This is a genomic window from Streptomyces sp. NPDC047130 (assembly GCF_040643475.1).
GTDB lineage: Bacteria > Actinomycetota > Actinomycetes > Streptomycetales > Streptomycetaceae > Streptomyces.
In genome coordinates, this window is record NZ_JBEYUK010000001.1 from 470,769 (window position 1) to 492,014 (window position 21,246).

General features: G+C 74.4%; 19 protein-coding genes and 3 pseudogenes. 13 read left to right on the forward strand and 9 right to left on the reverse strand.

Translation table 11 applies throughout. From position 1 onward, the window contains the following. Positions 1-3 precede the first annotated feature (3 nt). The 3 genes and pseudogenes from ABZ836_RS02070 to ABZ836_RS02080 all read right to left on the reverse strand — a co-directional run. Entirely contained in the window at positions 4-543 is a 540-nt protein-coding gene (locus ABZ836_RS02070; protein ID WP_356137058.1) for a hypothetical protein, read from the reverse strand. A 247-nt stretch (positions 544-790) separates the two neighbouring features. Further along, positions 791-2,215, reverse strand: a complete 1,425-nt coding sequence (locus ABZ836_RS02075) for a hypothetical protein (RefSeq protein ID WP_361138360.1) — start codon at positions 2,213-2,215, stop codon at positions 791-793. A 123-nt stretch (positions 2,216-2,338) separates the two neighbouring features. Continuing rightward, a pseudogene (locus tag ABZ836_RS02080) lies at positions 2,339-2,683 on the reverse strand (hypothetical protein); the annotation flags it as partial. 119 nt (positions 2,684-2,802) lie between these two features. Here ABZ836_RS02080 and ABZ836_RS02085 point away from each other — a divergent pair. The 3 genes from ABZ836_RS02085 to ABZ836_RS02095 all read left to right on the forward strand — a co-directional run bounded on the left by ABZ836_RS02085 (position 2,803) and on the right by ABZ836_RS02095 (position 3,788). Beyond that, a complete protein-coding gene (locus ABZ836_RS02085) occupies positions 2,803-3,108 on the forward strand; it encodes a hypothetical protein (protein ID WP_361138362.1) in 306 nt (101 codons plus the stop codon). A 23-nt stretch (positions 3,109-3,131) separates the two neighbouring features. Continuing rightward, positions 3,132-3,551 carry an ankyrin repeat domain-containing protein gene (locus tag ABZ836_RS02090; RefSeq protein WP_361138364.1) on the forward strand — a complete coding sequence of 140 codons (420 nt, stop codon included), beginning with the start codon at positions 3,132-3,134 and terminating at the stop codon, positions 3,549-3,551. A 108-nt stretch (positions 3,552-3,659) separates the two neighbouring features. Then, positions 3,660-3,788 (forward strand): hypothetical protein, encoded by a 129-nt coding sequence (locus ABZ836_RS02095; RefSeq protein WP_356137066.1) that lies wholly within the window; start codon positions 3,660-3,662, stop codon positions 3,786-3,788. Between the two features lie 222 nt (positions 3,789-4,010). Here the strand turns inward: ABZ836_RS02095 and ABZ836_RS02100 are convergent. Beyond that, a pseudogene (locus ABZ836_RS02100) lies at positions 4,011-4,169 on the reverse strand (SAM-dependent methyltransferase); the annotation flags it as partial. A gap of 4 nt (positions 4,170-4,173) precedes the next feature. After that, positions 4,174-4,469: pseudogene (locus ABZ836_RS02105) on the reverse strand (aminoglycoside phosphotransferase family protein); the annotation flags it as partial. Positions 4,470-4,965: 496 nt separating this feature from the next. Between ABZ836_RS02105 and ABZ836_RS02110 the strand changes: the two are divergent. Both ABZ836_RS02110 and ABZ836_RS02115 read left to right on the forward strand, forming a co-directional pair. Then, entirely contained in the window at positions 4,966-5,340 is a 375-nt protein-coding gene (locus tag ABZ836_RS02110) for a contact-dependent growth inhibition system immunity protein (protein ID WP_361138548.1), read from the forward strand. 420 nt (positions 5,341-5,760) lie between these two features. Then, entirely contained in the window at positions 5,761-6,750 is a 990-nt protein-coding gene (locus ABZ836_RS02115; RefSeq protein ID WP_356137068.1) for a DUF5937 family protein, read from the forward strand. 84 nt (positions 6,751-6,834) lie between these two features. Here ABZ836_RS02115 and ABZ836_RS02120 read toward each other — a convergent pair whose 3' ends face one another. Both ABZ836_RS02120 and ABZ836_RS02125 read right to left on the reverse strand, forming a co-directional pair. Continuing rightward, positions 6,835-7,287, reverse strand: coding sequence for a VOC family protein (locus ABZ836_RS02120; protein WP_356137070.1), 453 nt, complete (start codon positions 7,285-7,287; stop codon positions 6,835-6,837). A gap of 224 nt (positions 7,288-7,511) precedes the next feature. Continuing rightward, positions 7,512-8,144 (reverse strand): DUF6000 family protein, encoded by a 633-nt coding sequence (locus tag ABZ836_RS02125; protein ID WP_361138367.1) that lies wholly within the window; start codon positions 8,142-8,144, stop codon positions 7,512-7,514. 208 nt (positions 8,145-8,352) lie between these two features. Between ABZ836_RS02125 and ABZ836_RS02130 the strand changes: the two genes are divergently transcribed. Continuing rightward, positions 8,353-8,907 (forward strand): adenylate kinase, encoded by a 555-nt coding sequence (locus ABZ836_RS02130; RefSeq protein ID WP_361138369.1) that lies wholly within the window; start codon positions 8,353-8,355, stop codon positions 8,905-8,907. A gap of 440 nt (positions 8,908-9,347) precedes the next feature. After that, positions 9,348-11,987, forward strand: a complete 2,640-nt coding sequence (locus ABZ836_RS02135) for a LuxR C-terminal-related transcriptional regulator (RefSeq protein WP_361138372.1) — start codon at positions 9,348-9,350, stop codon at positions 11,985-11,987. Positions 11,988-12,421: 434 nt separating this feature from the next. Here ABZ836_RS02135 and ABZ836_RS02140 read toward each other — a convergent pair whose 3' ends face one another. Continuing rightward, positions 12,422-13,828, reverse strand: a complete 1,407-nt coding sequence (locus ABZ836_RS02140; RefSeq protein WP_361138376.1) for a DUF2252 domain-containing protein — start codon at positions 13,826-13,828, stop codon at positions 12,422-12,424. A 362-nt stretch (positions 13,829-14,190) separates the two neighbouring features. Here ABZ836_RS02140 and ABZ836_RS02145 point away from each other — a divergent pair, with 362 nt between their 5' ends. From ABZ836_RS02145 to ABZ836_RS02165, 5 genes are all read left to right on the forward strand, one after another. Beyond that, a complete protein-coding gene (locus ABZ836_RS02145; protein ID WP_356137078.1) occupies positions 14,191-14,649 on the forward strand; it encodes a hypothetical protein in 459 nt (152 codons plus the stop codon). 154 nt (positions 14,650-14,803) lie between these two features. Then, entirely contained in the window at positions 14,804-16,090 is a 1,287-nt protein-coding gene (locus ABZ836_RS02150; protein ID WP_361138551.1) for a diacylglycerol kinase family protein, read from the forward strand. Positions 16,091-16,261: 171 nt separating this feature from the next. Next, positions 16,262-16,459 carry a hypothetical protein gene (locus tag ABZ836_RS02155; RefSeq protein ID WP_356137080.1) on the forward strand — a complete coding sequence of 66 codons (198 nt, stop codon included), beginning with the start codon at positions 16,262-16,264 and terminating at the stop codon, positions 16,457-16,459. Between the two features lie 170 nt (positions 16,460-16,629). Further along, positions 16,630-17,040 (forward strand): hypothetical protein, encoded by a 411-nt coding sequence (locus tag ABZ836_RS02160; RefSeq protein WP_361138381.1) that lies wholly within the window; start codon positions 16,630-16,632, stop codon positions 17,038-17,040. A 210-nt stretch (positions 17,041-17,250) separates the two neighbouring features. Continuing rightward, positions 17,251-17,862, forward strand: a complete 612-nt coding sequence (locus tag ABZ836_RS02165) for an NAD(P)H-dependent oxidoreductase (protein WP_361138384.1) — start codon at positions 17,251-17,253, stop codon at positions 17,860-17,862. A 70-nt stretch (positions 17,863-17,932) separates the two neighbouring features. On the opposite strand, the gene ABZ836_RS02170 is transcribed toward ABZ836_RS02165, so the two are convergent. Then, positions 17,933-18,721 carry a DUF2470 domain-containing protein gene (locus ABZ836_RS02170; protein WP_361138387.1) on the reverse strand — a complete coding sequence of 263 codons (789 nt, stop codon included), beginning with the start codon at positions 18,719-18,721 and terminating at the stop codon, positions 17,933-17,935. Between the two features lie 158 nt (positions 18,722-18,879). Here ABZ836_RS02170 and ABZ836_RS02175 point away from each other — a divergent pair, with 158 nt between their 5' ends. Further along, complete coding sequence (locus ABZ836_RS02175) at positions 18,880-21,156, forward strand: DEAD/DEAH box helicase (protein ID WP_361138390.1); 2,277 nt, start codon at positions 18,880-18,882, stop codon at positions 21,154-21,156. The last annotated feature ends 90 nt before the right edge of the window (positions 21,157-21,246 follow it).

The following is a 21,246-nucleotide window of genomic DNA, read 5'->3' on the forward strand; positions in this document are numbered from 1 at the left end:
CACTCAGTAGTGCCCGAGCATTTCGTCAGCCGGAACGCAGTCGCTCATGGTGTTGGCCCAGTCGTTGGGCCTACCGAAAACCAGACGCGTCAGCAGCACATCTCCGGCTCGCTGGGCGCGCGGCATTATGCCCAGGTCCTGTGACCCGATGTCGCCGCCGGGTGTAATTTCGACGCTCCTGTCAGTGCTCGTCAGGTGGGCGGTAAGTTCATCCGAGAGCTCGGACGGAGGCCGACCGATCAGTCGTATCCCCTCGTATATGACTTGGGGGCCACTCAGGGCGTCGACCGCGATGCAGGTCAAGCCCATCGGGCCGACGTAGTAGGTCACCACGTCCGCGCGGTACCACGGGGCATCCGCCCGGCGGAATCTCGTGCGCAGCTGCTTGAACGGACCGAACGTGCCGAGCTCTGCAACAGCGTCGGCCGTGAAGCCGCGCGTCAGCATTGCACCGGTTGCCTCCTCCACACTCATACCGAACCGCAGTGGGCCAACGCGCTCCAGCGGCGTGTAGTCCCACTGCTCTCGGTCGGATTCGGCCACCACAGACCATAGGTCCGACCACACGTCAAGCAGCCCCTTCCGACGGTCATATCGATACGGTGCCGATGACTCTAATTCCGTAACGCCACCATGATCCGCCGGACAGAACCTAACCCCGGTCGGCCGCAGAGCTGCTCACGTTGATTCCCCACCCCGCCGGTGATCTACGACCCGATATTGCTCGAGTGGACGAGATGTCGCTCCGGTCGGCCTCGCACTCAGATGAGGCCGACCGGCGGAACACGCTTCAGGGGCAGTTCCACTCCTCGCTGGGCAGCGCGTGCCACAGGTCGAGCCAGTCGTGGAGCAGGAAGAGGGGGCGGGTCAGGACGACGTCGCCGGCTCGCTGGGATCGGATCGCCAGGCCGAGGTCGGCGAAGACCGGATCACCGGCGACGCTGTACGCCAGGCTGCCGGGCCGCGTTGTGCGGTGGACGAGCCAGTCCTCCACGTGGGAAGGTGCGCAGCCGGTCAGCGGGGCTGCGTCCAGTCTCACCTGGGGGCCGGTGAGGGCGTCTGCGGCGACGCACCCCAGGCGGCCGTCGAGGAAGAGGGCCCTGATCCCACTCTCAGTGAAGTCGGCGTAGTTGAGCTGCTGGCCTTCGCCGTGGTGGGAGTAGGACGAGGCGGCCGGTCCTTCGCCGAGGACGCGGGTGATCTCTTCCAAGGTCATCCCGAAGTGCAGGGGGCCGACTCCTGCATACGGCGTGAACGTCCACTCGGCGCGCTCCTCCTCCCGGGCGATCCGCCACGGGCCGCAGTACCCCGACCCGCTACCCGGAGCGGCCACGGGCGGCTCGGGTGCCGACTCCTGCGGGGCGGCTGGGCTGGGCGCGGTCCGGTCCTTACACCGGTGGCCGAGTCGTTCCGGAGCCGCGGTGTCCTCGGGTTGTTCTTCCAGCCAGCGGATCGCCTGTTCCTGCCCCTCCCCGAACGGGTCCTCCGCCAAAACGTGTGCCCGGTCCAGGGCCGCGCGGCGCTCCTTCTCCGCGGTGACGAGACCAGTGACATCCTCGCCCCAGGCAGCCAGCCGTTCCCGGGCGACCCATCGGTAGTACGAGTCCGCGCTCACGGCAAGGACCTCGCGAACGGCAGCCGCGTACCGGGGTACGGACGAGGCGAGGGCGGGGTCGGCCAGGAGCAGGGCGGTGGCCACGAGCGCGGCCTCCCTCACCAGTGGATCGTCGTCGTCGCGGAAACCCGCGATGCGGTCGTGGAGTATTGGCCTTGCCGCACGAGCGGCAGCCAGATCCTGCGCCGTGCCGACGCCGTCCTCGACGTCCAGGCGGGCAATGTCGGCGAACGAAGCCAGCCAGTTCAACAGTTCGGCGCGAAGTGATCGCCGGCCGGCCCTGCGTTCCCACCGGTCTTCGGCGAGGGTGCGCGGATCGTCGAGAAGACAAGCGAGGACCAAGGCCGCCGGAGCGGTCGCCGGAAACACCTGCTCCCGATTGAGGAGCAGCCGATACAGATCCCCCACCGCCCTCACCCGGCGGGCCGGGTCGGTGGCAAGCACAGCGCCGAGGATGTCCGGTGTGTCAGGCACACTGTGCTGGCTCGTACAGACGTGCGGCAGCTCCTCCCAGGCGGTGCCGGCAAGCTCTGCCTGTGCTCCGGGAGGCAGGGAGCCGGCGGGAGCATCAGGAAGGTCTGGGGCCATCTCGTTGATCACGGCCGCAGTGTTCCAGCCGACTCCGACATCAGCGCCGCCGATACGTGCCACAGACCGCAGACGGCTCACGCTCAGGCAACACTCTGATGCCCTCGCTGCTCGTGGCAGCGAGGGCATCAGTCGTCAGGCGACGCGGGCTGTGGGTAACTGCGCGACCCACCTCGTGATCTCGGTCAGGTGCTCGGGGTGCAGACCGAGGCGCGGGTCTGGCTGAATGAGGAGGGTCGGCGTTCCTCCGGCTGTCCGCTCCGTCGCCCAGGTGTGGTCGAGGGCGGTGAAGTCGTCGTCGATCCGGACGGCGGGGGCGTGGCCCAGCCAGGTGTCGAAGTGGTGGCGTTTCCACAGGTAGCCGTGGGAGTGGCTGGTGGTGATCCTGGGGCGCGGCAGGACGACGTGAGGCAGGGGCGGGAGGCCGAGGAGCGGTCCGATCAGGGTGGTGGCGTCCTGCCGCCAGCTGGCGCACCAGATCTTCCGTCGCTCGTTCGTGTGGCTCCCCGCGTCCACGGTGAGCTGCGTCGCAGGATGTGCCAGCCTCGTTCGCGGATCCCACCGTTCCGGTCATTCGACCGCAACGAAAGGCGGACAGCATGAAGAAGATCTTCGCCACCTGGGCCGCCGCCGCAGCATGCGCGCTGCTGACCCTGACCGGCACCACTCACGCCGCTGACACGGAAGCCGCCAAGCCGAAGTACTGGCACTCCACCGCCACCTGCGGCGTCGAGAAGATCGGCACTGGAGACCACGGCAAGACGCAGCTCAAGGGGACCGGCAAGGGCAAGAGCAAGGGTGAGGCCGGGAGGGCAGCCCAGCGCAACGTCCAGGAACAGGTCGCCAAGAAGTACGGCAAGGGCTACCGCACCCACCACTGCACCTTCCGCAGCGCCAAGCGGTAACCCGCGACACCCGTAGGAACCACGTGAACAACCGCCAACGCAAAAAACTCCCCCTGCGCCTGGCCGCGGCAGCAGCCGACGGGAAGACGGGAACCGTCAAGCACCTGCTGGCCAAGGGCGCCGACCCCAACGCCCCCAGCCCGGACGGAGCTACCCCGCTCTACCTTGCCTCCGTGCAGGGCGAAACCCGCTGCGCCGAACTGCTCCTCGCCGCCGGCGCGTCACCCGCACAGGAATCCACCGGCTGGCGCCGGGGCCTCCCACTCGTCGCCGCCGTCGTCAAGGCGGACCGGCCCTTGGTCGAACTGCTCCTGCGGTATGGCGCAGATCCACGCCTGCCGGAGACCAACGGCGGATCGGCGCTCGACTGGGCGGACGGCTGGGACGACGACGAAGAGGACCGGCCGGCTATCGCGGCACTCCTGCAGGCGCACCTCGCCTGAGCCCTGAGCCGCCCGCCCGCCTGCCTGGAGCTCGTAACACCATCACGAGTTGGGCTTCATCAGGCGTCTCCAGCAGATGAGGCTGCAGGCGAGGGAGACGAGGGCGTCGTGGAGTTCGGTGCGGCGTTCCCAGCGGACGGCGACGCGCTTGACCTGGTGGAGGAGGGCGACGGTCTGCTCGACGACGTAGCGGAGCTTGCCGAGGTCCTTGATGTTCGGGCTGCCTGCGGGAGATGACCGGGAGGATCCGGCGTCTGCGTAGTTCGCGGCGGTTGGGGTCGGGGTCGTAGCCCTTGTCTCCCTCCGAGGAGGGCCTCGGGGCGGCGGCGGGGTCGGCCCGGGCGGCCGGCGACGGGCGGGACGCCGCAAGCGTACTCAGGCAGCACGCAGGCGAAGCGCCATCACGGGCACATCATCCACACGCCACACCTCTCAGCCACACCAGTGCACAAGGCTCGTGCGCTTGCTGCGCAGGCCGGGGCCGAGGGCATCGGCTCCGGGACCTTGGCCGGGTCTCGTGGTCCGTTCCATCCGGGCGGATACGAAAGGAGTTCGGCGAGGCTGGGCGGCGGTGCACTGGTGGGCGTGGGTGTGCCAGGGGGATGCCTGGGCGAGCAGGCCAGATCTCCAGGAGTCGGAGGACGTCGGTGAGGTGGCGGCGAACGGCCTTGATGTAGGCGGGGTCGGTGGCCGGGTCGTCGACCCACCGGATGGACTGATCCATGAACCACTCGACGGCCACATGCGATGCCAGCCCAGGGCCCAGTTTCAGCGGTCAGTACGCCGCGTTGGGCGAGGGCGTCGGGGGTGTCGCCAGCGGTGACGTACTGCTCCAGGAACACGCAGGCGCAAGGGGCGCGAGGGCTCGATGGTGCCGTGCCAGCTGGCGAGGCCAAGCAGGCCGGGGCCGGTGAAGGCGATGAGGTCTCTGTGTCCGGAGTTTTCCCTCGAGGCCGCCTGGCCTTCGGGTGAGGCCCCTGTCGGCCGCGTGTTGCTGCAGGCGATGGCACTGGCCGGCCGCGGCGCGGTCGATGCCCGCGCCGCCAGGGTCACCCTGCGCCGGGAACCGTCCACCCCGAACGGGTTCACGGTGCACGCCACATTTCCCGTCTATCTGACGAAAGTGATAGCATCCTGCCGCTCACCCGTCTCGAACATGATCGCAGTCACGGTGAGGTTGACCAGGTCCTGCGTGCCTACATTGGCCAGCGGGCGGACGACGCCGAGGGAAAGCCGAGCGAGGCCCTCACCGCGTATCTACGGCACACCTGGCACACCCGCCTATGGGCCCTCGCCACAGCCCAGACGCGACTACGGGGGTACGCCCGCAACCCGCCGGGACGGCTGCGGATCCGGCTCGGCGAGTTCTTCGCCCTGCCGGACGCCGGTCCCCGACGCGGAGATCCTCGACTGGTTGACGCTGGTCGCCGATTTCATCCGCAGCAGTGTCATGGAAGGTGACGTCCCGCCGCCGGCCACGCCTGCCACCCACTGGGAGTGGAACGCCCGTTACCCGGAGCTCGGCCGGTTCCTTGCCGGCTGGTTCTCCCAGGGCATGCCGGACGAGTTCGACGACCATGACGCGGCCGTGGACGACTACCGCACGGCCACCCACCCGCACCTCGTGACCGTGCTTGTCGGCGAATTGCACGAACTGCTCGCGCTCGGTCTCGACGAGCCCGCATCTGCCCTGGCCTTGGCGGAACTGGGCATGGAGGTCGATCCGCCAGTGACGTGTGGATCTGGCGGCTGGCTCGCTCTCGTGGCCGAGCGACTCGTCACGAAGTGAGATCCGCAGCGGTTTCGCGGACAGGGCTCGACGGTTGTCGCTGGAGCCGGTCTCGTCGGGTGTGGTCGCGCATCGCAGGCAGGCTCGGTGGGCGCGGCGCAGGGCCTCCACGGCGCCATCGATCCTCAGGCTCGCCAGGGCCCTGGAGGGCCATCCGCGGACGGTGGGGTTGTCGCTGTCCGGTAGTCCGACGAGGTCAGGGCCCAGCCACCAGCAGAGCACGGTGGTGTCCAAGCGCGTCGTCCTCCCGGAAGCCGACCAGAAATCCGAGCGCGGTCCAAATTGCCGCATCTTGCCGAACGACATGACCGGACTTGGACGTAGCTCCGGTTCCCCACGGTGCAGGACGGGCTGACTAGCGGTCGTCCCCGCACGTGCGGGCTCCAGCGGAGCGGTCGCGGCGGGGGTAGCCTGCTCGGCGTGCCGCAGAAGTATGTCGAGTTCCGCCTTGCTTCGGAGGACATCTCCACCGTCCGCTTCGGTGTTTCGCCGGGGCACGAGATCGTCCACGCGGTGCGGACCCTCAGCAGGCCGCAGGAACAGCCGCTGCAGTGGGGGTGGTTGCGTGCGGTGCGTGGCGATGTGCCGCGGGAGTCGCTGGAGTTGCTGCGGCTCGTGGTGGGGGAGGCCGGGTACGCGCCCGATCTGTTCACGTCGGCCCCGTCGTGGGATCTCACGCCCGCGGACGAGATCGCGCGGCTGAGGCAGGCGCCGCTCGAGCCGATCTCGGTCGACCTGCGCAAGCGCGCGATCCGCAGCGCCGGCGTCGCCCGGGCCGCGCTGGAGAGGATGGCGGCCGAACCCGAGAGGGTCCGCGCCATGATCGTGCGCCACGTCGAGGCGCTCTGGGAGACCGCGCTGGCGCCGTACTGGGCGCAGATCGAACGCATCCTGCACGCGGACATCGGTTCCCGGGTGCGGCGGATGACCGCGGACGGTCTGGCCGGGGTGGCGGCCGATCTCGGCGAAGCCGTGGAGTGGAGCCCCGCCACCGGGTTCGACACCGTGCGCGTGCGGATGGAGCGGCACGAGGAGGTCGTCGACTGCCACGGGCGGGGCCTCGTGCTGGTGCCGTCGTTCTTCGGGCGGCACTGCGCGGTGCTCACGGAGCCGCCGGCCCAGCCGACGCTGTTCTACCCCGCCCTCGGCGTGTCCGAGGCGTGGCACCGTGCCGATGCGGCGGACGCGCTGGCGGGGCTGCTCGGGGAGAGCCGTGCCGCGGTGCTCCTCGCGCTCGGCGTGCCGCTGTCGACGACGGAGACCGCGGCGGAGGTGAGGGTCGCGGCGTCCACCGCGTCCCACCACCTCGACGCCCTGCGCGCCGCGGGGCTCATAGCGTCCCGGCGGGCCGGGCGGCGCGTGCTGCACGCGCGTACGCCGCTCGGCGACGCCCTCGTCCACCGCGTCTGACGGGCCCGGCGGGTCCGGCGGGTCCGGCGCGGCGGACGAGGGCGACCGTGACCGTGACCGGGACCGGGCCGCGTGGCGTGGCGGTCACTGCCCGGGGACGGGGTCCGGTCCCGTGCCGTGCTCGGCGACGTACGCCTCCGGGCCCTGCTGGGCGGCCTGGGGCTCCATGTACAGGAACTCCAGGATGTTGCCGTCCGGGTCCTCGAGGGAGCGGCCGTACATGAACCCGTGGTCCTGCGCGGGCCGCGGCTCGCGGCCGCCCGCGGCGACGCCGGCGTCGACGGTGGTGTCCACGTGCTCCCGCGAGTCGCGCGAGAACGACACCAGGACCTGGGCGACCTTGTGCGGGTCGGCGATCTCCTTGTCGGTGAACCGGGAGAAGTGCCCGTGGGTGAGCACCATGAAGTTGGTGTGCTCGTCCCAGACGACGCAGGCGGCGTTCTCGTCGGTGAACATCGGGTTGATGGCGCAGCCGAGCGCCGTGTAGAAGGCCTTGCTGCGCTCGAGGTCGGTCGTGGTGAGGTTGACGAAGATCATGGCGGTGACTGCTCCTGGTCTCGGGAGGGTGTGCTTCCTGCGGTTGCCGGGATCAGACTGGCATCGGGTGGGGCGGCGTCCCATTGATTCGACGGGGGTCGAAAGGTCGAGGGCTTGCGGCCCGGGAGGGCGATGTCGTGCTCCGGCGGTGTCGGGGCAGGGCTTTCGATCCGCGGGCTCGCGGGGGCAGTTGGGCCTCGTACGGCGGTGGGCATGGGGGACGGTCAGGGGAGGGTCCAGCCGTTGGCGAAGTCGCAGAGGGCGTCGGTCCGGCGGCGGAGTGCGGCGAGGGTGTGGGTGGGGGAGTCGCGGAGGTGGGGGAGGGCGTCGACCCAGCGGTCCCACAGGCCACCGGGGGCGGTGAAGCGGTCGGCGTGGTGGGTGCCGAGGTGGGCGTCGAGGCGGAGGAGGGCGCCCAGGGCCGCGGCCTGGTCGTGGCGGAGATCGGTGCGGGGGAGGTAGCGGTCGAGGTAGGCCGTGAGGATCTCGGCGTCCGCGGGGGTGCCGAAGCGGGCCAGGGCGAAGCAGTAGGCGCCGCCGGACAAGCAGAACTCGCCGGCCAGGAGCAGTTCGCCGAGGCGTTCGCGGTACTCGTCGCGCCGGTCCACGCCGATCAGCCAGGCGGTGGTGAAGCGTGAGCGCCACTCGAAGCCGAGGAGGGCGTCCAGTTCGTCGTCGGTGACCGCGGCCGCGTCGTCCACGAGGTGGCGGACGAAGCGGTCGGCGAGGGGCCGGTCGAACTCCAGGAAGCGGCCGCTCTTCAGCTCGCGGTAGCGCGGACGGCCCGTCTCCTTCCCGGTCACGTAGCGCGCGATCACGTAGCCGTAGCCGATCTCCTCGGGGTCCTGGAACGGCATGGGGCACCTCTCGGGGTCGGTTCGTGCGGTCGGTGCGGTCGGTGCGGTCCGGGCCATCAGCGCGGTCCGGGGTGACGTCTCGTGGTGCGGTTCCGTGCATTCTCGGCGCGGGGCGTGGTGAGCTGCCAGGGGTTTCCCGCCCGCCGGTTGGCCGGCGGTGGGATACTCCTGGGCGGCCGGGCGGTCCGGTCGGAGGGGGTGCGGCGGGGTGCGGCGGGTCTCGGTGGTGGGGTGTTCGGGGTCGAGCAAGTCGACGCTCGCCCGGAGGCTCTCCGGCGTCCTCGGCGCCCCGTACGTCGAACTCGACGCGTTGCACTGGGGGCCCGACTGGGCCGCCGCCTCGGCCGAGGAGTTGAGCGCGCGGGTGCGGAGGGCGACGGCCGCCGACGCGTGGATCGTGGACGGCAACTACCAGAGCAAGATCGGCACCCTCGTGTGGGAACGCGCGGACACCGTGGTGTGGGTGAACCCGCCCCGGTGGCGGGTGATGTGGCGCTCCCTCACCCGCACGGTGCGGAGGGCGGCGACCGGGCAGGAGCTGTGGAGCGGCAACCGTGAGAGCTGGCGCGGGCTGCTGTTCTGGCGCGGCGAGGAATCGATCCTGTGGTGGGCCTGGACCTCGTACCCGGGCGTCCAGGAGCGCTACGAGGCGGCCATGCGCGATCCGCGGAACGCGCACCTCGTCTTCCACCGGCTGAGGACGCCGAAGGAGGTCGAGCGCTTCCTGGCGGCCCTCGCCCCCCAGGACCGGCCGGAGCGGTAGCGCGGGCCCTCGCCTCCCGGTGCGGCGCGGTGCGGTGCGGCGCAGTGCGGTGCGGCCCGGCGCGGCCCGGCGCGGTGCGGTGAGGCGGGCGTCAGCGGTCCCGCCCGGCGGCGGCAGCCGCAGCTTCGGCGGGCCGTAGCCGAGGTGGGCCGCCAGGCAACGCCGCCCGCGCCGCGCAGGAGCCCGGCGGGACGGTCGGCGCACCGGGAGCCCGGCCGGGTCGGGCCACCCGGGCGTACCGTTCCGGCCGGGTCGGGCCACCCGGCCGGACCGGTCCGGCCTGCGGAGGGCGGAGGGGGCTGGGATGCTGGAGGCAGGAGGGCGGGGCGGCACTGGACCTGCGGACAGCGGTGGTGAGCGTCGTGGCGGAGACCGACGGTGGAGGGACGGGACGCGCCGAGACGGCCGCCGCAACCGGCCCGGACCCCTTGCCGGACCCCTTGCCGGACCCTCTGCCGGACCCCTTCCTGCGGACCCGGATCGCGGTGCCGGTCACCCCCGGCACCTACCTCCGCCGCCCGCGCCTGCTCCACCGCCTCGACGGGGCCCTGCGGACGCCCCTCACCCTGGTCGAAGGGCCGGCCGGCGGCGGCAAGACGCTGCTGACGGCCGACTGGGTGGCCGGCCTGGACGGGCCCGTCGCCTGGCTCACCGTCGAGCCGGGCGACAACCGGCCCGGCGTGTTCTGGTCGTACGTCCTCAAGGCCCTCGGCTCCTGCGGCGCGCTGCGGTCCGGTGACCTTCCGGCGGACGCGTCCCGGATGACCGGGGGACTGCCGGCCCGGCTCGCCGCCGCGCTCGAGGCGCGGGAGCGGCCCGTGGTCCTGGTGCTGGACGACTTCGACCGCGTGGGCGCGCCGGAGGTCGCGGAGCAACTGGAGTTCGTGCTGCGCCACGCCGGCCGGGGCCTGCGCCTGGTCCTCGTCACCCGGACCGAGCCGCTGCTCCCCCTGCACCGCTACCGCGCGGCCGGCGAGGTGACGGAGATCCGCGCCGCGGAGCTGGCGTTCACCCCGGAGGAGACCGTCGACCTGCTGCACCTGCACGGGCTGACCCTGCCGGTCGCCGCCGCCCGCGCCCTCGTGGACCGCACCCGGGGCTGGGCGGCGGGGCTGCGCCTGTCCGCGCTGGCCGCCACCCGCAGCGCCGACCCGGAGGTCTACCTCAAGGAGTTCGAGGCGGGCCACAGCGCCATCGCGGACTTCCTGCTGGCCGAGGTCCTCGAAGGGTGCGCGGAGCGGACGCAGGACCTCCTGCTGCGGGTGAGCGTCCTGGAGCGGTTCTGCCCGGAGCTGGCCAACGCGCTCACCGGCCGGGGGGACGCCGAGCCCCTCCTCGTCACACTGCACCGCGCCAACGCGTTCGTCGAGGACCTCGGGCACACGTGGTACCGGCTCCACCCGCTGTTCCGGGAGATCCTCCGGGCGCACCTGCGGGTGCGGCTGCCCGGTCTGGAACCGGAGCTGCACCTGCGGGCGGCCCGGTGGCTGCGCCGGTCCGGCCACACGGCGGAGGCCGTCGCGCACGGCGCCGCCGCCGGCGCGTGGGACTTCGCCGCGGACGCCGTCGTCGACGACCTGGCGATCGGACGGCTGATGGCCGGCCCGCGGGCCGGCGACCCGGACGGGCCGTTCGCCGGGATGGGGCCGGAGCGGGGGAGCCCGGCGCGGGACCTCGTGCGGGCCGCTCTCCGGCTCGCCCGGAACGACCTGTCCCGGCACGACCTCGACGACGCGCTGCTCCACCTCCGCCGGGCCGGGGAACGGCAGCCGGACGGCGACCGGGCCTCCGCGGCCGCCCGGCTGAGCCGCGCCGCGGTCGAGGCGCTCGCCGCCCGGCGGACCGGCGACCCCTCGCGTGCCGGGGCCGCGCTCGACGCGGCGGAGCGGGCGGCACGGGACGTGCCGGCGCGGCTGCTGGAGGAGCGCCCCGAGGTCCTGGCCCTCCTGCGGGCCCACGCCGGGGCGGCGTACCTGTGGGCCGGGCGCTTCGAGGAGGCGCGGGCCGCCCTGACACCGGTGGCGCGGGCCGCGCAGGGCAGCCCGTGCGCCGCCGTGGCCAAGGAGGAGGCGCTGGCCCACCTGGCGCTCCTCGACCACCTCACGGGATGGCTCGGACGGGCGGAGCAGAAGGCGCTGGCCGCGGTGTCGGAGGAGGAACGGGCGGGACTGCCGCGGGAGTCCGGTTCCGGCCTGGGGCGGCTGGTGCTGGCGGCCGTGGCGCTGGACCGCCGGGAGACGGAGCGGGCGCGGCACCTGCTCGACGGGGGCGCGCGGGCCGGTGCGGAGGGGCCGCCCGACCCGGTGCCGGAGGCACTCCGTGCGCTGGTCACCGCCCGCCTGCTGCTGGCGGACGGCAAGCCGCGGGCCGCCGCCGAGGCCGCCCGGCGGCCGGTCCCCGCCGAGGCGCCCTCGCCCTGGGCGGAGGGGCACGCCGCCCTGGTCGTCGCCGCCGCCCGGCTCGCGGAGGGGCGGGCGGACGCGGCTGCCGAAGCGGTCCGGGACCTCACCGGCGACCGGCCGCTGTGCGCGACGGAGGCGGCGGGGGTCCACCTCGCCGCGGGACGCCCGGAGGACGCCGTCGCGCTGCTGGACACCGTGCGGGCCGGAAGCGGGGCGGGGCCGGCGGTGGCCGTGCGCGCGCTGCTGGTCAGGGCCGGGGCCGCACGGCGCGCGGGGGACGAGCACGCCGCGCGGAAACTGGTGGAACGGGCGCTGCTGGACGCCCGGCGCGAGCGGCTGCGGGGACCGTTCCGCGACGCGGGGGCATGGCTCCGGCCCCTTCTCGCCGCGCCCCCGCTGCGGGAGCTGGCGGCCGGCTGGCTCACCCCCGACGCGCCGCGACCCGATGGCCGGACCGTGCCGACGACCCCCGTGGAGCTCGCCGCGGCGGAGCTCAGCGGGCGGGAGCGCGACGTCCTGGAACGGCTGGCCGGGATGATGTCGGCCGAGGAGATCGCCGCGGACCTGCACGTGTCGGTGAACACGGTGAAGTCCCACCTCAAGAGCGCGTACCGGAAGCTGGCGGTGAACCGGCGGGGCGACGCGGTGCGCCGTGCGCGCGCCCTCGGCCTCCTCTGACCACGGCCACCGCCTCCGTGGCCGCCGGCCGCGGCCGTCACTGCGACCGTCACTGCGACAGTCACTGCGGCCGTCACCACGGCGTCGCCTGCGGCCCGGGCGGGCCCGGGCGGGCCCGGGCGGTGACGGCGCGGGCCCGCGGGGGCGGCCCGGGCGAGGGAGTTGCGGGGTGCGGGGGTGGGGTCGGCGCGGCCGGTGCTGTCCGCGCGGCGGCACGGCGGTGAGGCGTGGGCGGCGGGGACGGCGGCCCCGGTCGCAGCCCGGGCGGCGGCGCGATCGAGCGGGGGCGGCATCGGCGAGGGGGCGGGTGCCGTCGGGCACGGCGGTGCGGTGCGGGCGGCGGGGCCTCACCGGCGGCACGGGCGGTGGGTGGGCGGCGCGGACGGCCGCCGGCGGTGCGGCACGGGAGGCCGTCGGGGGCGCGGCGCGCGGGTTCAGTGGTGTTCGGAGTGGATGCGGCCGGAGTCGTGGGCGGTGCGGAGGGCCGCGAGGTCCTGTTCGTTGCGGTCGGCGTAGGTCTGGGCGAAGACCGTGAGGGCCCGGTCGAAGCCGTCGCCGCCGCCCAGGTAGGCGGCGATGGCGACGGGATCGCCGGAGCGGGCGTGGGCCCGCGCCAGCCCGGCCCCGCACAGCCGGGCGAACAGGGCCAGCAGGCCGGGGCCCATGGTCTCCGGCCGGGGGATGCCCTTCCAGTCCCACAGCTGACGGACGTAGAAGTCCCGTGACCGCCCGTCGAAGCCGCGCACCCGGGTCCAGCCGAGGAAGATGTCGCTGGACGTCTGCATCAGGCGCTGCCCGGTGACCACCCGCCGGCCCTGGTTGTCGAAGCGGGCCCCGCCCGCGTGGGCGGCCAGCACCGACTCCTGGGCCTCCTTGGCCTGCAGGAGCAGCGGGTCGTCGTCGTCACGGCCGAGCAGGAGCACGATCCAGCAGCGGGTACCGACGCTGCCGACGCCCACCACCTTGCGGGCCATGTCCACCGGGCGGTAGTGCCGCAGCAGGTGCGCGCGCTCGGGCGGCAGGCTCCGCGCGTACCCCTCCAGCAGGCTCCGGATCTCCTCCTCGCGCACGCCCTCCGGCGACGGCTCCCGCAGTTGGCCGAGCGGCGTGACCAGGGGCGGATCGGCGGCGATCCGTCGGCCCTCCGGGGTCATCCGGGTCAGCTTGGCGAAGGCCCGCAGGTGGGTGCGGGTGCGGGCGCGCTCCGCCGCCTTCGCCGTCCGGCGGCCCGCCTCGCCGTCCAGCGAGGAGGCCAGTTCCCGCAGGTGGTCGGCGTCGTCCTGGGCGTACCAGACGTCGAGGGCCGGCATGCCGGCGAACCGGCGCATCCGCTCGCGGTACGCCCGCACGCAGGCCCGCACGACGCGCTCCTGCTCCTTGACGGACAGGCCGTTCGCCCGGGCCGCGATCACGAAGCCGGCCGCCAGACGCTTCACGTCCCATTCGAACGGTCCCTGCAGGGTCTCGTCGAAGTCGTTGATGTCGAAGACCAGACGCCGCTCCGGCGAGGCGAGCAGCCGGAAGTTCAGCGGATGGGCGTCCCCGCAGAGCTGGACCCGCAGCCCGGTGTCGGGCCAGGGCCCCAGATCCGCCGCCATGATCGCCGCGGCGCCCCGGTAGAAGCGGAACGGCGACTCGAGCATGCGGCCGTAGCGGATCGGCACCAGCTCCGGCACACGGGTCGCGGACTGCTCCTCGAGCGTCCGGACCGGGTCGGGGCGGTCCCGCGCCGGTTCGTACCGGCCGTGGCTCGAACGCGGCACCCGGCGGCGTGCCTCCCGGCCGTACGCCGCGCGCTCGGCGGGGGACAGGGCGGGGGTGAATGCGCTGGGCTCGGTCATCGCGGCGGCCTCCTGGTCGGGCGTGCGGAGTGCGGCGTACGGAGTGCGGAGCGGCCGGCATCGGCGTGCGGGGCGCGCCGTGTGCGTCGTGCGGAGCGTGCGGCGTCGGCGTCGGGGTGTGCGGCGTGTGCGTCGTGCGGAGTCGGCGTGCGGGGGGCGCCGCCTACGGCGTGGGGCCGCCCGTGGCCCCGGGCGGGGCGGTCCCTCCGGCCGTCCCACCGCCTTCATGACACCACCCGGACGGCCCCCCGGGCTCACCCCTGCCGGGTGAGGCGACGGGGCCGCGCCCGGAGCAGGCTGGTCGTGGCACGGACCGACGTCCGGGCGCCCGCGCCCCCGGACCGCAAGAAACGAGGCACACGATGGCCGCGACAGATTCCGCGCACTCCGCGCCCGCCCCGCACGACCGGTCGGGCCACTCGGCGAAGCAGGGATGGGCGAGCGGGCTGACGGCCTTCGCCGCGGTGATGCTGCTCCTCCTCGGTCTGCTCAACATCTTCCGCGGCATCATGGCCGTCGCGGAGGACGACGTCTTCGTCACGACGCCCAACTACGTGTTCCAGTTCGACCTGACCAGCTGGGGCTGGATCCACCTCATCCTCGGCGCGGTCGCCGTGCTGCTCAGCATGGGGCTGTTCAAGGCGGCGACGTGGGCCCGGGTCGCCGGCGTGGCCATCGCCTCGCTGGTCGTCATCGCGAACTTCCTGTCGCTGCCGTACTACCCGATCTGGTCGGTGGTGATGATCGCGATCTCCGGCTTCGTGATCTGGGCGCTGTGCGTCGTCCGGCGCGACGACCACGAGGAACGCTGGGGCGTCTGAGCCGGGCGTCCGTGACAGCCGCCCCCGAGGGAAGGACCGGCCGGTGAAGGAGCGACACGGGGCGAGGGCACGGGGCGGCGGCGGGACGGGGCCCGGGACGGCGCGTCCCGCGGCCCCGCCGCACGCGGGTTCCGCGGGCTGGGCGCGCGTCGCCGTGCTCGCCCTGGCGGCCTGCGTGGTGGTGCCGCTGGTCGCCGCGGGCCTGCGGAGCGTGCTGTGGGCGCTGGTCGGCATCGCCGGACTGGCGCTGGGCGCCGTCGGGCTGTGGTGGTTCCTGGCCTACACGGGCGCGGTGCGCGCCGCCGGGCTCGTCCTGGCCGTGGCCGCGCCCGCGACCGTCCTCGCCCTGTACGCGGCCTTCGGGATGCTGGGGCCGGCGCTGGTCGCCCTGGCGCTGTGGGTGCTGGCGGTCACGGCGGCCCGTTCGGCCGTGGTCCCGCTGGACTCCGCGAAGGGGCTCGGGCGCACCGTGGCCGAGGCGCCCCGGGCGCCGTGGGTGGTGATGAACCCGCGCTCCGGCGGCGGGAAGGTGGAGCGGTTCCGCCTGGTGGAGAAGGCCGAGGCCGCGGGCTGCCGGGTGACCCTGCTGGACGGGGGCCAGGACGTCACCGCCCTGGCCCGGGACGCGGTCGCCCGGGGCGCCGACCTGCTGGCGGTGGCGGGCGGGGACGGCACGCAGGCGCTGGTGGCGGAGGTCGCCGCCGAACACGACCTGCCGTTCCTGGTGATCCCCGCGGGCACCCGCAACCACTTCGCCCTCGACCTCGGTCTGGACCGTGACGACCCGGCGGCGGCCCTGGACGCCCTGGCCCACGGCACCGAGCGCCGCGTCGACCTCGGCTACGCCGCCGGCCGGGTCTTCGTCAACAACGCCTCGTTCGGCGTGTACGCCTTCGTCGTCACCGACCCCGCCTACCGCGACGCCAAGGCCGGCACCGCCCTGCGCAACCTGCCCGCGCTGCTCACCGGCCCGGACGCGCCCCGGCTCGGGATGCGCGCCGACGGGACGGAGGTGGAAGGGCTCCAGGCCCTGCTGGTCAGCAACAACCCCTACGGCCGTGCCGTCGACGCGTCCCATCCCGGACGCCGGGAGCGGCTGGACTCCGGGCTGCTCGGCGTGGTGGGCGTGCGGGTCGCCAACGCCGCCCAGGCGGCGGGCCTGGCCCGCGGCCCGCACGCCGAGGGCCTCACCCGGCTGACCGCCCCGCAGGTCCTCGTCACCTCCGGCACGGACACCCTGCCGGTCGGCATCGACGGCGAACACGTCGTCCTGCCGTCCCCCGTGGTGTGCCGCATCGTCCCCAGGGCGCTGCGGGTCCGGATCCCGGTGCGGCACGGCGGCCTCCGCCGGCCGCGGGCGGCCGTCGCGGACTGGCGGCGCGTGCTGCGGCTGGCGACCGGCCGCCCGCCCGCCGACCCGGGCGTGCGGGAAGCCCTGTGACGGCCACCCTGTGACGGCCACGGGTGACGGCCACGGGTGACGGTCCTCCGTGGCGGTCCTCCGTGGCGGTCACCTCCGACGGGTGAGGCCCGCGCGGGACGGGGGGCGGAGGATCGCGGGGGAGGGCGGACCGTCCACCCGTCGCCGACGCCGTTCCTGGGAGGACACCTCGTGCGCTACGAGATCCGGATCGAGGGCCACCTGTCGGAAACGCTCGCCCAGACCTTCCGGGAGCTGGACCACGTGGTCATGGCCGGGCACACCGTGCTGTACGGCCCGGTGGTGGACGAGGCGCACCTGTACGGGCTCCTGGCGCGGTGCCAGTCGCTGGGACTGCGGGTGGTGGAGATGCGGCAGCTGCCGGAGTGACCACGCCGGAGCGGCCCCGCCGGTTCACCCGCGCCGGGTGAGGCACGGTGACGTCCGCCCCGCGCAGGCTGAACGGACGGACACCACCGCGGGAACGCCCTCGGAGCCCCGCCCCCGCGCGGGACCCGGGGAGGCCGGGAACGCCCGGTGGGCGCGTGAGGAGGCGCACGATGACCGCGACACACGACGGACCGGCGTACACGGTGAAGCCCGGGCGGGCAGGGGGCCTGCGCGTCTTCGCCGCCGTGATGCTGGTCCTGGCCGGTCTGCTGGACGCCCTCCGGGGGATCATGGGCATCGCCGGGGACGACGTGTTCCTCCGGACGCCCGAGTACGCGTTCCGGTTCGACCTGACGGCGTGGTCGTGGATCCACCTCGCGCTCGGCGTGCTCGCCGTGCTCGTCGGCGCGGCGGTGCTCCGGTCCGCGCGCTGGGCGAGGGTGGCCGGGGTGGCCGTCGCCGTCTTCCTGGTCCTCGCCGGCTTCCTCTCCCTGCCGTACGCCCCGCTGTGGTCGCTGGTGGTGATCGCGCTCGCCGGGTTCGTGGTGTGGGCGCTGTGCGTGGTCCGGCGGGTGAGGTGACGTCCCCCGCCGTCCCCCGCCGTCCCCCGCCGTCATGGGCGTCTGCTGTGACGGGACGTCCGGAAGCGTGCCCTCACGGGGAGTTGGTGGGCCGTTCCCGCTGCTGGAGGGGATCGACGTGTGGGATGCAAGGGCGGCTCCGTGTCGGCATGATGGGACCCGGCGGTCGCGGGACGGCGCTCCGCCGCGGCGGAAGGGGGACGGGGACGCATGACGCGTGCGGGGGTGTATCTCGCGCATCCGCGGGCCGGCAGCTTCAACCACGCGGTGTTCGACGCCGTGGTGGAGGAGTTGAGCGGCCGCGGCTGCGAGGTCCGGGCGCACGACCTGTGTGCCGAGGGGTTCGCGCCCGTGCTGCGGGCCGAGGAGACGGACACCGTCGGGGGCGGGGAAGGCACGGCGGACGCGCAGGTCGCGCTGCACCGGGCGGAGGTGGCCACCCTGGACGTCCTCGTGTTCGTCCACCCCAACTGGTGGGGCATGCCGCCCGCCGTCCTCACGGGGTGGGTGCAGCGGGTGCTGACGCCCGGCGTCGCCTACAAGCTGGGGACCGGGGAAGGCCGGCCCGAAGGGCTGCTGAAGGCCCGGCGGGCGCTGGTGCTCAACACCTCCGACACCCCCTCCGAGCGTGAGGAGACCGAGTTCGGCGACCCGTTGCACTCCGTCTGGTCGGCGTGCGTGCTGCCCTACGTGGGGGTCCGTGACGTCCGCCGGACCGTGTTCCGGACCGTCGCCGGCTCCGACCGGGCGACCCGCGAGGCGTGGCTGCGCCAGGCGCGCGCCCGGGCCGCGGAGCTGCTGGAGGCCGAAGAACGCGGCTGAGCCGGAGGCGGAGCCGGAGCCGGAGCCGGGGGCGGAGCCGGAGGCGAAGGGCCGGGGGCCGGGGCCGGGGTCAGTGCGTGCCGGTCGTGTGGTGCCGGTGCGCGCAGGTGCGGGGAGCGGTGAGCAACTGGCGGATGCGCTCGCCCACTTCGGCGCCGTCGCGGGCCGGCGCGGGGAAGAGCAGGCGGAGGTCGCAGTGGCCGTGGGCGTGCTCGCACCGCAGGGTGACGGACCGGCTGTCGAGCGCGTAGGGGACGGTCCGGACGATGTCCCGGGGCAGCCGGAGGCCGGCCGCCTCGACCAGGCCGCCGACCAGATCGCCGTGGGCGTCCGCGAGATGGGTCAGCATCGCCGCCTCCTCGACGGCGAGCGGGTCGGCCTCGGCGCGGGCGTAGGCGTCGAGGGGGACGTCCACCGAGCCGGTGGCGGTGCGGAGCTGGACCCAGCCGGCGTCGAGGCGCAGTGCGCCGCCGTCACCGTCTCCGGAAGTCCCGCCACCGTGGCCGTGGTCGCAGCCGTGGTCGTGGCGGTCCGTGTCGCGGACGGCGGCGGCCGAGAGGACGCCGGAGACGGTGACCCGGGCGCGGACCCGCTCGCGGGCGGCGGTGGGGGCGATGTCGGTGAACTCCAGCAGGCAGGCCAGGGTGCCGTGCGGGGCCTCGGCCACCTGGCGGGTCAACGGGTCCCCGGCCGGCGGGTGCAGGCTGATCCGGCCGTCCCGGTCCACGGTGTGCATGCCCAGCAGGTCGTAGTCCTGCCCGGTCGTGGTGAGGGAGAGCGAGGAGGCGCGGGCCAGGACCGTCCGCACGCGCTCCGCGGCGCTCGGGCCGGGCAGGGCGTCTGTCGTGTAGGGGCGCAAGACAACTCCAGGCGGTACGGGCCGAATCCGCAGCCCTCGGCGTACTCAGGTCAGGTAAGCCTTACCTTACTTCAAGCTCTTCCGTCCTGACAGGGGGGCTCGCCGGCAGGCCCCGCCCGCCGCGGATCCGGGGCCGCCCGCGCCGCCGGTGGTGGACGATGGACGGAGCCGGAACGGTGGGAGGGGCGGGGAGCGTGGGGCGGGACGAACGGGACACGGTCGCGCGGGGCGCGCGGCTGTACGAGGCGGCGCGGGCCCTGACCGCCGACCACGAACGGGCGGTCGAGGCGGTCCGGGCCGCCCTGGAACCGCTGCGGGACGCGGCGGTGCGGCGCGAACTCGACGCCATCCCCGTGTCCCGGCTGCAGGACGTGACGGAGGGACGGCTCCGGCTCGGCAGCGTGGGCGGCAGCGGCCTGCGCACGGTGGGGGAGGTGCTCGACGCGGGCCCCTACCGGCTGCGGCAGATACCCGGGGTCGGGCAGCGCACCGTGGACCGGATGCTGGCCGCCGCCCGCCGGCTCGCGGAGGCCGCGCAGGAGACGGTCGCCGTCCACCTCGACGTCGACCGGCCGGAGCCGCGCACCACCGCGCTGGTCGCGGCGCTGCACGTCCTGGTGGAGGCCGGTCCGGAGGTCCGGCGCGCGGTGGACCGGGCCGCCGGCCTGGAACGACGGCTCGGCCCGCTGCTGGCGGAGGCCGGACCCGCGACCGGGCGGCTGCGGATGCTGGTGGCGGGCCGGGAGGCGCGGACCCGCGCGCTCTCGGCGGTGGCCGGCGTCCGCTCGCTGACCGAGGAGGCGGAACGGGAGGGCGTGCCCGAACTGCTCGCCCAGGCCTCCGTGGACCTGCTGCGGGGGCCGGCCACCGAGGCCGCCGCGTGGGTCGACTTCGCCCTCAGGTCCGCCGAGTACTACGGCCTGCTCGCCGAGGTCTCCGGGCGGCAGCCGCCCAGGGCCGCCGCCGAGGGCTTCCTGCCCGACGAGATCGCCGAACGGGTGCGCGCCCAGCGCCTCGACGACACCCACCGCAGGGTCTCGCTGCGCGGCTACCAGGCGTTCGGCGCCCGGTTCGCGCTGGCGCAGCGCAAGGTGATCCTCGGCGACGAGATGGGTCTCGGCAAGACCGTCCAGGCCATCGCCGTGCTGGCCCACCTGGCCGCCGAGGGGCGGAACCGCTTCCTGGTGGTCTGCCCGGCGAGCGTGCTGGTCAACTGGACCCGGGAGATCGAGGCCCGCAGCGCCCTGCGGGTCACCGTGCTCCACGGACCCGACCGGCACGAGGCGTTCGCCGACTGGCGGGAACGCGGCGGGGTCGCGGTGACCACCTTCGACGCGCTGCGCGGCTTCCCCGCGCCCGGTGACGGCGGCAGCGACGGCGACGACGGCGGTGACGGCAGCGGCGAGGTCGGACTGCTCGTCGTCGACGAGGCGCACTCCGTGAAGAACCCCCTGGCGAAAAGGTCGCAGGCGGTCGCGCGGTGGGTGGAGCGGTGCGAGCGGGCCCTGTTCATGACCGGGACGCCGATGGAGAACCGGGTCGCGGAGTTCCGGAACCTGGTCGGCATGCTGGACCCCGGGATCGCCGACGCCCTGGGCGGACGGGACGCCCCGGCCGGGTCGGTCGCCTTCCGCGAGGCCGTCGCCCCCGTCTACCTGCGGCGCAACCAGGAGGACGTCCTCGCCGAGCTGCCCAGCCTGCAACAGACGGACGAATGGGAGGAGTTGAGCGCCTCCGACGAGGAGGCGTACCAGGAGGCCGTGCTGGCGGGCAACTTCATGGCGATGCGCCGGGCGGCGTACGCGCGTCCCGAGAAGTCGGCCAAGCTGGGCCGGCTGCGGGAGATCGTCCAGGAGGCCGCGGAGAACGGCCACAAGACGGTGGTGTTCTCCCACTTCCGGGACGTGCTGGGCGTGGTGGAGGGCGCGCTCGCCCCACGAGACGGCGGACGGGAGGCCCCCCGGCCGGACACCGCCGCGCCCGTGTTCGGCCCGCTCACGGGCAGCGTCCCGGCGGAGCGGCGGCAGCGGATCGTCGACGGCTTCGCGGCCGTCGAGGGTCCCGCGGTGCTGCTGGCGCAGATCCAGGCCGCCGGGGTCGGCCTCAACCTGCAGGCCGCCTCGGTGGTGATCATCTGCGAGCCGCAGGTCAAGCCGACCGTCGAACACCAGGCGGTGGCCCGCGCGCACCGGATGGGCCAGGTCAGGCCGGTTCGCGTGTACCGCCTGCTGGCCGCCGGGGGAGTGGACGAGCGGATGGTGCGGATGCTGGAACGCAAGACCCGGCTGTTCGACGCCTACGCCCGGCGCTCCGCCGTCGCCGAGGCCACCCCGGACGCGGTGGACGTCTCCGACACCGAGCTGGCCCGGCGGATCGTCGAGGAGGAACAGGCCCGGCTGGGCGCGGCCGGCGGGAGCCTCACGACGGCGGAGTGACCGAGGAGCCGAGCAGCAGGGCCCGTGACGGCGGCGCCACGTCGTCACGGCCGCCGCTCGCGATCGACGCCGCGGTGACGGCCGCGGCCC

Excerpts from the sequence above, each read along its gene's own strand:
- ABZ836_RS02085 (WP_361138362.1), top strand. The coding sequence starts at position 2,803 with ATGAAGAAGATCTTCGCCACCTGGGCCGCCGCCGCAGCATGCGCGCTG.
- ABZ836_RS02120 (WP_356137070.1), bottom strand. The coding sequence starts at position 7,287 with ATGATCTTCGTCAACCTCACCACGACCGACCTCGAGCGCAGCAAGGCC.
- ABZ836_RS02125 (WP_361138367.1), bottom strand. The coding sequence starts at position 8,144 with ATGCCGTTCCAGGACCCCGAGGAGATCGGCTACGGCTACGTGATCGCG.
- ABZ836_RS02165 (WP_361138384.1), top strand. The coding sequence starts at position 17,251 with ATGACGCGTGCGGGGGTGTATCTCGCGCATCCGCGGGCCGGCAGCTTC.
- ABZ836_RS02145 (WP_356137078.1), top strand. The coding sequence starts at position 14,191 with ATGGCCGCGACAGATTCCGCGCACTCCGCGCCCGCCCCGCACGACCGG.
- ABZ836_RS02175 (WP_361138390.1), top strand. The coding sequence starts at position 18,880 with ATGGACGGAGCCGGAACGGTGGGAGGGGCGGGGAGCGTGGGGCGGGAC.
- ABZ836_RS02140 (WP_361138376.1), bottom strand. The coding sequence starts at position 13,828 with ATGACCGAGCCCAGCGCATTCACCCCCGCCCTGTCCCCCGCCGAGCGC.
- ABZ836_RS02160 (WP_361138381.1), top strand. The coding sequence starts at position 16,630 with ATGACCGCGACACACGACGGACCGGCGTACACGGTGAAGCCCGGGCGG.